Origin of the sequence: Exiguobacterium sp. s70, from assembly GCF_018618315.1 — a bacterium.
Classification (GTDB): Bacteria; Bacillota; Bacilli; order Exiguobacteriales; family Exiguobacteriaceae; genus Exiguobacterium; species Exiguobacterium chiriqhucha.
On sequence record NZ_JACSLV010000004.1, the window covers coordinates 119,785 to 132,389 of the forward strand.

Below are 12,605 nucleotides of genomic sequence, written 5' to 3' on the forward strand. Positions count from 1 at the left end.
CCGACCAAGATGAACGGAATATGAACATGACTACAACGTGACGTAAAAGACGGTACCCGCCCCGAGCTGAGATTCGACCGTCAACGTGCCGCCGTGAAGGTGGACGATATCTCGGGCGATGGCGAGGCCGAGCCCGGTGCCTCGTCCGGATCGTGAGGCGTCGCCTTTATAGAAACGCTCGAATAGCCGTGCCTTCGTTGCTTCATCCATGCCGACACCAACGTCTTGAATCGAGACGGTCGGGCGTTCGCCTTGATACGCCTTGATGGTGATGAGGCCACCGTCTGCAGAAGCGTGAATCGCGTTCGTCAGCAAGTTGGACCACACTTGTGCCAGCAATAGCGGGTCACCGGTCACGATGAGCGTCGAATCGAGTTCTGTGGCAACGGCGATCCCTTTCTCGTCGAGTTGGAACGTGTGCCGCCGGATGACATCCTCGATGGACGCACGCACATCGACCGGTGTCGTTAACGACACGTTGGCCTCGTCGAGCCGGGCGAGGAGCAGTAACTGTCTCGTCAGATCGGACAGGCGCGAAGCCTCGTCTCGAATGATGGCGGCATGCGCTTTCGCGTCACCGTCGGTCGTCGCGACGAGTTCCGAGGCGTAGCCTTTGATGGAAGTGAGCGGGGTCTGGAACTCATGGGAGACGCTCGAGACAAACCGTCTGCGCTCGCCTTCCGATTTTTCAAGCGAGTCGACCATATCGTTGAAGCGACGGGAGAGCGTGCCGATCTCATCGTTGCGCTCGAGCGGGAGGTCGCTCGGCCGACCCCCGGATGCGACCGAATCGGTCGCAGCGGTCAACGTCCGCAACGGGCGGACGAGTTGACTCGTCGACAAGGCAATCAAGATGAAGGCGAGCCCGGTCAACAAGGCGAAGAACAACCCGACGAATAAATGCAGCTCGCGGATTTGGGCACTCAAATCGGGACGGATGAAGACGGCATCCTCACCATCGATGCTAAACCCATACGTATTGACGACCTCGTTGTCGAACAGTCCGAGCAAAAACAAGTGGAACGGATAGGTGTGCATCCCGACGTAGGTTTCACCGGACCGGACGGAGGCGATGACGTCGGTGTCGAGCCGCTCATCCCGGAACGCTCCGCCATAGCGTTCAATCGAATCGTCCGGTCGTACGACGAACAACTGATAGCCGGTCTGAGCGAGCAGTGTATAAAATGTGGACGTCTCACCATTGGTATGGGCCTCGAAGTACGCTTTCGCGGCTTCAGCCGTCTGTTCGGTCTTGTCGCTATAGGACGGTTGCCACCACACGTAGTAGGCGACGTTGCTGACGAGCAGCGCGATGGCGCCCGACAACAATAAAATCATAAACACGGTCAAGACGATCCGCGTGTATAGCGTCTTCATGGCGTCACCTCGAGCGTATACCCGACGCCTCGCACCGTCCGAATCATGTTGCCTTCGTCACGGAGGCGAGCCCGCAATCGCTTGATGTGGACGTCGATCGTCCGGTCGTCGCCTTCGAACTCGAGGCCCCATACTTGCTCAATCAATTCATCACGGGTGAACACACGACTTGGAAACGCAGCCAACTGATAGAGCAGTTCGAACTCTTTTTTCGGCAAGTGGATCGTCTCCTCATGAAGTTCGAGCCGATAATCACGCAAGTCGAGTTTGAGCGGTCCGGCAGTGACGACCGTGGCCGCATTCTTGGCGTAACGTTTCGCGACGGCTTGGAGCCGGAAAAGCAGTTCTTCTGGAATGAACGGTTTCGTCATGTAATCGTCGGCCCCGTGCTCAAAACCGCTCCGTTTCTCCTCCCATTCCCCGAGGGCGGTCAATAGGATGACCGGAATATCCGTCAATCGCTTCAGCCGGGAACAGAGCGTTCGCCCGTCTTGGCCCGGCAACAGGATGTCAATCACGGCAGCATCTGCAGGTCGCTCTAAAAACAGTCGCTCGGCGACGTTTCCGTCCATGGCCGTGGTGACGGTGTGACCGGCCCGCTGTAACGTCGTTTCAATCAGATGCAGGATGGCCAGGTCGTCTTCAACAATCAGTACGTGCATGACTCTCTTCCTTTCTCATGAAGGACATCGAAAACAGGTGACCCATGTCAGGTCACCTGGCCGTTATGTCGCTTTGGTCAGTTCTTTGTGTAGCGCCCGGAGCGCCCGCAGGAAGGCATCTTTGAAGTACTTGTCTTCTTGGGCCTCGAGCGTCTCGAGCGCGGTCGTATCGCCCGCGCTCGCTTTGACGAGCAGGTTGACGACCGTTCCCCAGCGCTTGACGTGCTCGGGTTTCGGATGGTTCATTGCGACGGTCAACGTGAACCAATACGGTTGGTCCCGACGCTGCAACGTGGCAATCATCTGCTTGGCCGTCTGTGCCTCCGCCTCGGACGGTAACGTGGCCGTCGCGAACCAGCCGAGCAGTCCGGCACTCATTGCCTCGAGTCGCGCCTTGGCTTCTGACTCGATCGGCTCACGTCCGAATTCGGAGATATTGACGAAGACGAGACGGTCCTTGCGGTCGAGGTGGGTGATCCATCCTTTGACCGTCTTGAGCTTGTCTTTGTCTTTCGACTGGGCTTTGACCGTGTAACCGTTCAGTTTGCCGATGTAAATTCGGAACTGGCCACGGTCGAGTTGCTTATCGACTTTGAACTCGATGTCCTGACCGACCGTGAACGGTTGGTTCTGTTTGTTGAGCGTCTCGCCTTTTTTCAGTTCCGGACGTCGGACGATGTAGCGGAGCGCTTCTTGTTCGGTCTTGTCGTCGAGCGTCCACAGATTGTTCGGTGTGACATTTTTAAAGCGATGCCGGCGGACGAAAATGTATTGATCGAGCGCCTCGACGGCGTCGGTGACGGAATTTTTTCCACTCAAATAATCATCGGCGATATCTCTTAGCGTGATTGATTCGAGCCGGTCGATATGCCCGACGTATGGGACGTGTCCGACGACGAACAGGGCGGTGGCAATCAATTCACTCTCGCGAGGGGTCAGAGGACGTTTGGCCATGTTGCACTTCCTTTCTTGCATTCATATCATTTAGTATACCAAAAACAAATTTCGACATGTTGTATGAATCAACCAGATGGAAAATTTTACAGGCATACAGGATTTCGTGGATTGATTGCGAATACTTGAATATGATAGAGCTATGCGGATGTTGAGATGAGGTGATGAGATGAAGCTATCGATAGAACCGGGGGATTATGTCGTGTTGATTGAAATCAACAAGGAAGTATTGAAATGTACGTCCCTCGATCAGGCCGACTATGTCGACCGAGACCGCTATGAACTGGTCGGCCGGATGAGTGAACGGCTCCCGGCCGAGGTGATCGTCCCTTCTATCATCGACTATATTCGGTTCGGTAGTGGATATATCGGCGACAATATCGTCTGGGACACAGAGACGGAATCGTTTTTCTGTCAACAGTTCGAGACGATTGATGGATCTCCGCTCGGTGAGGACCTCGACGGATTTACACCCGATCCGTATCGGACGGAACTGGCGCGTTATTATACGTATTTGACCATCGGAAAGATTGTCGACTATGAGATGGATGAGCCTGACGAACCGAACTATTGGTGAGCGTCGAAAAAATGTCACAATCTATTTTTCGAAAAAAAGGGAAATTGATTCCGTAATTTGAGATAATGGGGGCATCTTAGGAAGTTTGGAATGGAGCGGTAGGCGATGAAAAAAATGATGCTCGTGGCGGCGCTCGCGCTGCTCATGCCTGCGTCGGTGGACGCGGCGAAACCGGTTGTGTTGGAGAAACACGGTTACATCGTGGCCGAGCCGAGGGTCGGGAACCAATACTATATCAAGCAAACAGGCACCGATCTGGCGTGGAACACGACGCGCGGCGCTTCAGACATCGTGATCGCTTTAATCGATTCGTCGGCCGATCGGCGGCATAAAGAACTATACAAGGTCCCTCGTGTCGTCAATTCGATGAAAGGGCCTTACAGCGTCGATTATCATGGGACGCATACGGCCGGCATCATGTCTGGCCGTCACAACAAGTTCGGGATGGCCGGACTTGCTCCGAACGTACGCTATCATTTTTATAACGTCTTCTACGGTAAAAACTCGGAGTACACGGATTCTTGGACCGTCGCCAAAGCGGTCGACACGGCGGTGGCGAAAGGGGCGAACATCATCAACCTGTCGCTCGGCGGGCAAGATTACGATCAAGTCCTCGCCGATTCGATTCGCCGGGCCCGGGCCAAAGGGGTCATCATCGTCGCCTCGGCCGGAAACGACGGGGAGAAGACCGTCTCGTTCCCGGCCAATATGAAAGAAGTCATCGCGGTCGGGGCGATTGACGCGAACCGTCGCGTCGCCGGTTTCAGCAATATGGCCGCTCAAGTCAAAATCGTCGCCCCCGGGGTGAACATTTTGTCGCTCGGCCTGAATAACGGCTTCGTCTATATGGACGGGACGTCGATGGCCGCGCCGATGGTGTCGTCGGGTCTCGCGCTCGTCAAATCGGTCAATCCGTTTTTGACACCGGCCGATGTGGACGCCTTGATTCAAAAGATGCCACGGGCGAGCGGCAAGATTTATACGGAGCTGAACACGAAGCGGCTCCTCGATACGACACCGCGTCCCGTGACGCTCTCGGTGCCGTCGACGCTCAAGAGCCGTTACGTCAAAGAAGCGAAACTGACGGTCATGAAAAAAACGAATTTGAAAACGACGTATACGTTATATCAAGGTACCCGTAAAGTGAAGACGCTGTCGGCAGGGAATTCGATGTTCACGATGTATGCCGGCGGCGATTGGCTGCCGAGTGGCTCGTACAAACTCCAAGCCGTCGTCACGGATGGGAAACATAAACGTACGGCCAGTCGGTCCTTCAAATACGTGAATCCCGTCAAGCCGGCGATTGCGGTCAAAGCGTCCGACGGAGGCACGTTCGAATTGGCGACGACGCGAAAAGGGGTCGTCACCGTACTCGATGCGAACAAAAAAATCGTCTATGAGGCGCTTCACGTACCGGGCAAGTTCCCGGTCCGGAGCGACACGGGAGCTGCGTACACGGTCGTCTTGAAACCGACCGACGTCTCTGAGAAAGTGGTGACGGTCAAGTATGCGCCGCAACCGGTCCAAGCCGAGACGGACAAATCGGCGGAATCGACATGAAAAACACCCGGAGCCAGCGCTTGGCTCCGGGTGTTGATTTATGCTTTCGTGATGGCTTCACCGCTCCAACGAATGTTCGCTTCTAAGACGTTGCCGTTGTCGTCGATATGTTCAAAACTCAGTTTCCCGTCGACAATAATCTCACAGAGACCGACACGGACATCCTCGCTCCATCCGCGACGTGTCTGAGTCGACGCGTCGAACGTCGGAATCGATTCAGGAAAACGTTCCTGTAAGTGGGCCAAGTTATGATGGTCGAAGTGATACGGACGTTTGGACAGTTCATTCGGTGCTTTAATGTCAAACGGCTCGAATCCTCGGACGAGTCGATTATTCCGGTAGAAGGCGAACACGCCGTTGTTCGGGTGGAGCGCTTTAATGTCATCGATTTCAATCACATAGGTCAGTCGTTGAATCCAACCGTTTTTTGCATCTTGACGCATCAAAATCCCTCCTTGTTCAATGGAACACGCCTTATTTTAGCGCTGACGCCGGTGAAAATCAAGTTCAGGTTCTCGGTTGTCATTTCACGGGTTATCCGCTACAATGGGTAAAGTGACTATGAGGTCTGGGCAATCGCGGGACGCAAGTCTTGAGGAAAGTCCATGCTCGCACAGCCTGTGATGGCTGTAGTGATCGTGCTACACGAAAAGATAAGTGTAGGCAACGCAAGTTGACGGCAGAAGAAGCACCTAAGTCCTCGGATATGGTGCAAGCTTCTTGAAAGTGCCACAGTGACGGAGTCTGATCGGAAACGTTCAGAGTGGAACGAGGTAAACCCCACGAGCGAGAAACCCAAACTATGGTAGGGGAACTTCCTGACTGGAACCGAACGGGACGGAAGGCGCCAATCGGCGCAGATAGATGATTGTCACTCCATCGTGCCAGGGAGACCGTTATGAGCACCGGAGTACAGAACATGGCTTACAGGGCAGCATAGTCTCTCATTTAACATTGACCAGGAGTTCAAGCAATCCTACTTGAGCTCCTTTTTACATGACCATTTTAGGAGTAACACTTATAGAAAGTAGGGATAGTATGGCAAAACGAAAACTGATTGCCACCGCAGCGATGGGCATCGAAGCACTCGTCGCCAAAGAAGTGCGCGACCTCGGCTACACGTGTGAGGTCGAGAACGGACGCGTCTATATCGATGCAGAAATGGAAGACATTCCGCGATTGAACCTATGGCTCCGGACGGCAGACCGCGTCAAGCTCGTCGTCGCCGAGTTCAAAGCGACGACGTTCACGGAACTGTTTGACGGTGTCGTCGAATTGCCTTGGACGGATCTCATGCCGTGGGACGCTCGATTCATCGTCGACGGCCGCTCGGTCAAGTCGAAGCTGTTCTCGATCCGCGACTGTCAGAAAATCACGGAGAAGGCGATCGTCGACGCGATGCAACGTGGATACGATAAGCCGGGCGAGTGGCTCCCGAAGACGGGCGCCTACTATCCGATTGAAGTCGCCTTGTTGAAAGATGTGGCGACGATCACGATCGACACGTCAGGTGACGCGCTTCACCGTCGTGGTTACCGCGAGCTCCACTCACAGGCCCCGCTCAAAGAGACGATGGCTGCGGCGATGATTCAGCTGACGAACTGGAAGCCAGACATGCCGTTCTACGACGTCTTCACCGGTTCAGGGACGCTCGCCATCGAGGCGGCGCTCATCGGTCGTAACATCGCGCCTGGTCTCAACCGTGAGTTCTGCTCACAAGACTGGCCGTGTGTACCGAAGAAAGCCTGGTATGATGCCATCAATGAAGCGAACGAGAAAGCGGAGTGGGACAAACCGCTCAAAATCTACGGCATCGACCTCGACCCACGCATGGTCAAGCTCGCCAAGGATAACGCCGAGCTCGCCGACGTCCGTGACGCCATCACGTTCGTTCACAGTGACGCGGCTGCCTTGAAGCCGAAAGAAGAGTACGGCGTCATCATCGGCAACCCGCCATACGGCGAACGGTTGCAGACCGAAGAAGAGATTATCGACCTGTACGAGCGGATCGGCCAACAGTTCGCCAAGTATCCGGGCTATAGCGTCTATATGTTGACGAGTTATGAGGACTTCGAGAAAGCGTACGGCCGTCCGGCGACGAAACGCCGTAAGCTGTACAACGGGAATATCGAGACGCAATACTACCAGTTCTTCGGTAAACGTCCGCCGAGACGTTCAGCTGAGCCGACTTCTGATACGAAATAAGTCTTCATTGCACACACATTGCACACTTTTTGTTTGTGATACTGAAGACAAGCGAAAACTGCTCCTAGGAGCAGTTTTTTTGCTTGCCGTGGTTTTTTCGCCCTTGTAGGTGATGGAATGGATGTATGTGCCAGATAGTCGGACCAGTCCTCATAAATGGGCATGGCCCGTCCTAAGTCCGTCTGTTCAAGAATCGATTGCGCGTTCTTCCCGTACTTCTAATACGTTACGACGAGACGTTCGAATAGCCTTCCTGGAATCGGACGGCAGTGAATGGCCATACAAGTTTCTAAACATTGCGTAATCACATCCTTTAACACATTACAGCACTCACTTTCCTAAACACCGCTCTACCGTTCAATATTCAAGCTATTATAACTTACATTTCCATATATAAGGATTATACTCATAATATGGTTAAGATAGGGAGATGAAGAATGGATGATAAGAGGTATATATGAGGCACACTTGCCTGTAAGTGATTTGACGGTGGCGATCCCGTTTTATGAAAAAATCGGAATGAAGCTGGCCTTCCAAAACGAGTCCTTGGCGTTTCTATGGATCATTGAAGGAGAGAGTTGGCTCGGTTTGTGGGAGAGCGATTGCGTCGAGGTGCCGTACCATCCATCGATTCGTCACGTGGCGTTTCGAATCGACCCCGAAAGCCTTGAAACGGTGAAGGAGTGGCTCGATGAACGGGACATCGAAGTACGGACCGCCTTCAAGATGACGTCTGCAGAGCAGCCGTTAATCCTGCCGAACTTCCCGCACGCACATGCCGCCATCTATTTCGACGATCCGGACGGGAATTCGCTCGAACTGATCACGTTTCTTGAGACGGACCCGACCGCTGCGTTTCAAATGATGTCTTTCGCTAATTGGTCAGAAAAGAAGCGGATGCAAGTGTCACAACATACTGAATGAGACAAGGCAGGGGGTAGGGCGATGTATCGGTATACGTTATGTCTATTGAAATCAGAAAATGAAGTCTTACTGTTGAATCGTGAGAAGCCGCCAGCGATGGGGCTATGGAACGGCGTAGGTGGGAAAATCGAGTCGGGCGAGACGGTTGAAGCGTCGGTTTGTCGAGAAGTATTCGAAGAGACCGGATATAAGATTGAGCATCCTCTGTATAAAGGGGAGATCATCCTGCACGGAGAACAGCAGGTCGGGATGCATCTGTTCGTCGTGGAAGTCACGAAACATGAAGCCGCTGACAAGGTACAGAGGACACGTGAAGGGATTTTGGAATGGAAGCAAATCGACTGGGTGCTTCATCCTGACAATATGGGAATCATCAGCAACTTGAAGCAGTATTTACAGCCGATGCTAGACTATCCTATGCCTAGACGCCATACGTTTCGTTATGACGGGCATGAGTTGTTGACCTACACGCACGACCAACTGGATGAAGCTTCAAGCATTGTACATAAAACGAGATGATTGGCCCATCGGCCAACCATCTCGTTTTTGATTCAGATATTGGATCACTCGCCAACCATCCCGTCGCCATCGTTATCACGCATATGCGGATAGAGCCAATGGTCGCTCGTGATCGGCATGGTGAAGCCGGCGTCCTTCGCCTCTTGAATCGTCACTTGGCCGTTGCCGTTCGTATCGACGCGCGTGACGTCACCGCTTGCTTCGGTGGCCGATGGTGCGCTCTCCGTCAATCCAAGTTCTTCATTCACCTCATCCGGGTTGACGTTGTCGAACGAGTCGGTAACGACATTTCCTTTGACAGTGTATGTGTACTCATAGTGTGAAGGGATATGAGTATTCGTATCCGGATATGTGATGAGCGCCTCGAAGTCGGTCGCGCCGCCTGCGCTCCGGATCACGCTCTCCATATACGCCTGGTCGCCGTGGCGATTGAGCGTGCTGTTTTGGGGCGTGATGTTGAAGGCGTTCGAGACGCCGCCGAGCGAATCGGCGATGACGTGCCCTTCGTCGAGGTCGCGGTGTTCGACCCCAGACACTTTCGCCTCGTCAGCGTAGTATCGCCCATCCGACGTCACGTCTTCTCGGTCGTCATCCTGCAGCACAATCTCGTCCGCAATCACTTTCACGAGTTGACCGTGCTCGTTCGTGAACGCCCAATATTCGCGGTCGCCGTATCCGATATCGACGACGACATTACTCTCGCGTTCACCTGACAAATCTCCACCCTCGACTTCGATCATGTCATAACCGGTGAAGCGGTCCTCTGTCTGCGGTTCGGGTGGCGCCGTCGTCTCGACGGCGGACTGTTCTGGGGTGTCCGTCACCGTGGTGGTCCCGGCTTCTTCGCTCGTACAACCTGCCAATAGCAGAATCGAGAGCGGGAATGCTAAATAAGTAATGTTTAATTTCATTTCAAGTCTCCTATGTGTGAGGCATACTTGTTCATTCTAGGAATCTTCGACACGATTGACAAGCAATCGGATTGGGACGTGTTTCGGTCGTGCTTGTCATAAACGAGCCAGAAATTGTCACGATTCGATGACGCGCCTCCGTTGGGACTAGTGGTACAATGGATGGGAACGGTCCGGCGGTCGAGCGGGTTATGGCGTTTCAATCGTTTCGTTTCAGGCTATACATACGTATACATCGCTTGAGAGGAGACGTATCATGCAGACATATACCATCGAATATGCGTTCCAGGACAAAGAGCAGACGACGCGGACGTGTGAGGTCGTTCTCGACCGGACGCCCGATTTACATGATAACGAGCAATTGGCCGACTTGTATCAAATCGTGTCAGATGCGATTCGTAAACCGATTACGAGTTTTGAAATTGTAGCGGTCCATTAAACGTACCTTTGACCCCGGGCACACGCCTTGGGGTTTTGTTCAGTCTTAGGAAGAGGAGAGATGTAAACATGAAGATTGTCGTTGTTGGATTAGGGGACGTCGCGAAGAAGGCGTATTTGCCGGTCTATGCCGGTTTAGAAGGGATTGACGTCTATCTCGTCTCGAGAGACGCGGCGAAAGCGGGTCAACTCGTCGAGAAGTATCGTTTTGCCGGTCAGTATGCATCACTCGAAGACGTCCCGTTCGAGACGATGGACGGCGCGTTGATTCACTCGACGACATCCGTTCATGCCGACCAGGTCGGTTACGTGCTCGCGCAAGGTGTGCCCGTCTTCATCGATAAGCCGGTCACGTTCATGCTCGAGGACACGGAGCGGCTCGTACGCCTCGCTGCCGAGCAGGGCGTCGAGCTCATCACCGGGTTCAACCGCCGTTTCGCGACGGCGACGGCTGCCTTAAAAGAAGTGTCCGACCCGAATCTGATTTTGATTCAAAAGAATCGGACGTATCAACCGGCGACGCTGCGTGAGTTCATCATCGAAGACTTCGTCCACGTCGTCGATACGCTCCGCTATTTGACAGGGCTCGCCCCTGTCGAGAATTTGGCCGTCCGGACGCGCCATGAGTCCGGGACGTTGAAACAGCTCCAGATTCAATTCACGGCCGGAGGGGTCGAAGCGGTCGGGATTATGAACCGGGACAACGGCTGTACGGAAGAAGTGATGGAAGTGATGTCGCCTCGTCTGAAGCGGGTGTCGCGCGACGTTGAGCGTGTGTATGATTTCACCCGTGACGGCATGCTCGAGCGGGCACTGAATCCGTGGGAGTCGAATTTGACGCGTCGCGGCTTCACGACCATGCTCGACGAGTTCCTGAAGCTCCTCGCAGGTGAACCGAATGACTCGGTGCGGGCAGAGGACAGTTTGACGACGCACGCGCTCTGTGAGCGCATACTAGAAGAGGCTTCGCGTTGACCGTGTCGTTTCTGTGGCCCATCGAGCGGGTATTAACTCCGTAAAAGGAGGGGATGCGCATGGATATTCGTGAGCTCGTCATGCAGGTGAACGACCTGTTATGGACGTACGTACTCATTTTCGTTTTGATTGCCGGAGGGTTGTATTTCACCATCCGGATGGGATTCGTCCAGTTCCGCATGTTGCCGGAGATGTTCAAGTTGCTGTTCGTCAAAGGGATCAAACACGAGAAAGGGCAAGTTTCATCGTTCCAGGCGTTCGCCATCGGAACGGCCGCACGGGTTGGGACAGGGAATATCGCTGGCGTCTCGACGGCCATCGCACTCGGTGGACCGGGCGCCGTTTTCTGGATGTGGCTCATCGCCTTGATCGGTTCGGCTTCTGCCTTCGTCGAGAGCACGCTCGCCCAAGTGTATAAAGTGCACGACGGGAAGGCGTGGCGCGGTGGACCAGCCTACTATATCGAGCGGGCACTCGGTCAACGGTGGCTCGGCATCGTGTTCGCGATTTTAATCACGTTCGCGTTTGGTTTCGCGTTCAATTCGGTTCAGGCCAATACGATTGCTTTATCAATCAATAACGTCTTCGAAGTCGATACGCTCTGGGTCGGCATCGTCTTGGCTCTCGTGACGGCCGTCGTCATCTTCGGCGGGATTCGCTCGATTTCAACGTTGTCGGGGATTATCGTCCCGATTATGGCCGGCGGCTATATCCTGCTCGCCCTCTGGGTCGTGTTCACAAACCTAGAGGCCATCCCGGCCGTATTTTCGGCCATCTTCTCAGAAGGAATTCTCGGCTTCCGACAACTGCTCGGCGGTGCAGTCGGTGCGGCCGTCCTGCAAGGGATTCGCCGCGGCTTGTTCTCGAACGAGGCAGGGATGGGGTCGGCACCGAATGCGGCAGCGACCGCGGAGGTCAGCCACCCGGTCAAACAAGGCTTGATTCAATCGCTCAGCGTCTTCGTCGATACGCTCTTTATCTGTACGGCGACGGCGATGATTGTCCTCATCTCTGGAGTACCGGGTTCAGAGGACTTCCAAGGCATCGAGTTGGCGCAAGAGGCGCTCTTGACAGAAATCGGGCCGCTCGCGACGACACTCATGACGATCGCCATCCTATTGTTCGCGTTCAGTTCGATTTTGGCGAATTACTATTATGGGGAAACGAACATCGAATTCATCTCCGAACGAAAAGTGTATCTGGTCATCTACCGGATCGCGGTCGTCGGGATGGTCTTGTTCGGCTCGGTTCGATCGGCGGGGTTGGTCTGGTCGATCGCCGATATCTTTATGGGCTTGATGGCGCTCGTCAATATGTATGCCATCTTCCGACTCAGTAAGGTCGCCAAAGCGCTGCTCGACGATTACGTGGCGCAGAAGCGGGCCGGACGTGATCCGGTGTTCAATCGTGATGATGTGGATTTACCTGGAAAAGAACATGTCGAGGCGTGGGAAGCGAAACGAGAGAACATCAGTTAAGATCGGGGCAAGAATCGGACGCGTC

13 protein-coding genes and 1 other RNA gene are annotated in these 12,605 nt (G+C 54.1%); 9 read left to right on the plus strand and 5 right to left on the minus strand.

The window, feature by feature from the left end; genetic code table 11:
* Positions 1–30: 30 nt before the first annotated feature.
* The 3 genes from KNP84_RS10840 to KNP84_RS10850 form a co-directional block, all read right to left on the minus strand.
* Positions 31–1,377, minus strand: coding sequence for a sensor histidine kinase (locus KNP84_RS10840; protein ID WP_215114790.1), 1,347 nt, complete (start codon positions 1,375–1,377; stop codon positions 31–33).
* Positions 1,374–2,039 carry a response regulator transcription factor gene (locus tag KNP84_RS10845; protein WP_029595409.1) on the minus strand — a complete coding sequence of 222 codons (666 nt, stop codon included), beginning with the start codon at positions 2,037–2,039 and terminating at the stop codon, positions 1,374–1,376. Before KNP84_RS10845 ends, KNP84_RS10840 begins: the two co-directional genes overlap by 4 nt.
* A gap of 63 nt (positions 2,040–2,102) precedes the next feature.
* Positions 2,103–2,993 (minus strand): hypothetical protein, encoded by an 891-nt coding sequence (locus KNP84_RS10850; protein WP_131471185.1) that lies wholly within the window; start codon positions 2,991–2,993, stop codon positions 2,103–2,105.
* A gap of 169 nt (positions 2,994–3,162) precedes the next feature.
* Between KNP84_RS10850 and KNP84_RS10855 the strand changes: the two genes are divergently transcribed.
* Together KNP84_RS10855 and KNP84_RS10860 are read left to right on the plus strand one after the other, a co-directional pair.
* Entirely contained in the window at positions 3,163–3,570 is a 408-nt protein-coding gene (locus KNP84_RS10855; protein WP_131471184.1) for a hypothetical protein, read from the plus strand.
* Between the two features lie 105 nt (positions 3,571–3,675).
* Positions 3,676–5,130 (plus strand): S8 family peptidase, encoded by a 1,455-nt coding sequence (locus KNP84_RS10860; protein WP_215114791.1) that lies wholly within the window; start codon positions 3,676–3,678, stop codon positions 5,128–5,130.
* Between the two features lie 38 nt (positions 5,131–5,168).
* Here the strand turns inward: KNP84_RS10860 and KNP84_RS10865 are convergent, their stop codons facing one another.
* Positions 5,169–5,573, minus strand: coding sequence for a hypothetical protein (locus KNP84_RS10865; RefSeq protein ID WP_215114792.1), 405 nt, complete (start codon positions 5,571–5,573; stop codon positions 5,169–5,171).
* Between the two features lie 121 nt (positions 5,574–5,694).
* On the opposite strand from KNP84_RS10865, the gene rnpB reads away from it, so the two are divergent.
* From rnpB to KNP84_RS10885, 4 genes are all read left to right on the plus strand, one after another.
* An RNA gene (rnpB, locus tag KNP84_RS10870) (RNase P RNA component class B) lies at positions 5,695–6,062 on the plus strand.
* 106 nt (positions 6,063–6,168) lie between these two features.
* Positions 6,169–7,335, plus strand: coding sequence for a THUMP domain-containing class I SAM-dependent RNA methyltransferase (locus KNP84_RS10875; RefSeq protein WP_021067511.1), 1,167 nt, complete (start codon positions 6,169–6,171; stop codon positions 7,333–7,335).
* 441 nt (positions 7,336–7,776) lie between these two features.
* On the plus strand, positions 7,777–8,259 hold the full coding sequence (locus KNP84_RS10880) for a VOC family protein (RefSeq protein ID WP_214837838.1): 483 nt from the start codon (positions 7,777–7,779) through the stop codon (positions 8,257–8,259).
* Between the two features lie 21 nt (positions 8,260–8,280).
* Positions 8,281–8,778, plus strand: a complete 498-nt coding sequence (locus KNP84_RS10885; protein ID WP_214837841.1) for an NUDIX hydrolase — start codon at positions 8,281–8,283, stop codon at positions 8,776–8,778.
* Between the two features lie 44 nt (positions 8,779–8,822).
* Here KNP84_RS10885 and KNP84_RS10890 read toward each other — a convergent pair whose 3' ends face one another.
* Entirely contained in the window at positions 8,823–9,689 is an 867-nt protein-coding gene (locus KNP84_RS10890) for a DNA/RNA non-specific endonuclease (RefSeq protein WP_214802543.1), read from the minus strand.
* Between the two features lie 256 nt (positions 9,690–9,945).
* Here KNP84_RS10890 and KNP84_RS10895 point away from each other — a divergent pair, with 256 nt between their 5' ends.
* From KNP84_RS10895 to KNP84_RS10905, 3 genes are all read left to right on the plus strand, one after another.
* On the plus strand, positions 9,946–10,128 hold the full coding sequence (locus KNP84_RS10895) for a hypothetical protein (protein ID WP_021067507.1): 183 nt from the start codon (positions 9,946–9,948) through the stop codon (positions 10,126–10,128).
* 68 nt (positions 10,129–10,196) lie between these two features.
* Complete coding sequence (locus KNP84_RS10900) at positions 10,197–11,102, plus strand: Gfo/Idh/MocA family protein (protein WP_215114793.1); 906 nt, start codon at positions 10,197–10,199, stop codon at positions 11,100–11,102.
* Between the two features lie 59 nt (positions 11,103–11,161).
* Complete coding sequence (locus KNP84_RS10905) at positions 11,162–12,580, plus strand: alanine/glycine:cation symporter family protein (protein ID WP_215114794.1); 1,419 nt, start codon at positions 11,162–11,164, stop codon at positions 12,578–12,580.
* Positions 12,581–12,605: the final 25 nt, after the last annotated feature.

What these genes read in the sequence shown, in the direction of transcription:
- KNP84_RS10905 (WP_215114794.1), top strand. Translation starts at nt 11,162, where the DNA reads ATGGATATTCGTGAGCTCGTCATGCAGGTGAACGACCTGTTATGGACG.
- KNP84_RS10865 (WP_215114792.1), bottom strand. Translation starts at nt 5,573, where the DNA reads ATGCGTCAAGATGCAAAAAACGGTTGGATTCAACGACTGACCTATGTG.
- KNP84_RS10840 (WP_215114790.1), bottom strand. Translation starts at nt 1,377, where the DNA reads ATGAAGACGCTATACACGCGGATCGTCTTGACCGTGTTTATGATTTTA.
- KNP84_RS10895 (WP_021067507.1), top strand. Translation starts at nt 9,946, where the DNA reads ATGCAGACATATACCATCGAATATGCGTTCCAGGACAAAGAGCAGACG.
- KNP84_RS10900 (WP_215114793.1), top strand. Translation starts at nt 10,197, where the DNA reads ATGAAGATTGTCGTTGTTGGATTAGGGGACGTCGCGAAGAAGGCGTAT.
- KNP84_RS10875 (WP_021067511.1), top strand. Translation starts at nt 6,169, where the DNA reads ATGGCAAAACGAAAACTGATTGCCACCGCAGCGATGGGCATCGAAGCA.
- KNP84_RS10855 (WP_131471184.1), top strand. Translation starts at nt 3,163, where the DNA reads ATGAAGCTATCGATAGAACCGGGGGATTATGTCGTGTTGATTGAAATC.
- KNP84_RS10860 (WP_215114791.1), top strand. Translation starts at nt 3,676, where the DNA reads ATGAAAAAAATGATGCTCGTGGCGGCGCTCGCGCTGCTCATGCCTGCG.
- KNP84_RS10845 (WP_029595409.1), bottom strand. Translation starts at nt 2,039, where the DNA reads ATGCACGTACTGATTGTTGAAGACGACCTGGCCATCCTGCATCTGATT.
- KNP84_RS10850 (WP_131471185.1), bottom strand. Translation starts at nt 2,993, where the DNA reads ATGGCCAAACGTCCTCTGACCCCTCGCGAGAGTGAATTGATTGCCACC.
- KNP84_RS10880 (WP_214837838.1), top strand. Translation starts at nt 7,777, where the DNA reads ATGATAAGAGGTATATATGAGGCACACTTGCCTGTAAGTGATTTGACG.
- KNP84_RS10890 (WP_214802543.1), bottom strand. Translation starts at nt 9,689, where the DNA reads ATGAAATTAAACATTACTTATTTAGCATTCCCGCTCTCGATTCTGCTA.
- KNP84_RS10885 (WP_214837841.1), top strand. Translation starts at nt 8,281, where the DNA reads ATGTATCGGTATACGTTATGTCTATTGAAATCAGAAAATGAAGTCTTA.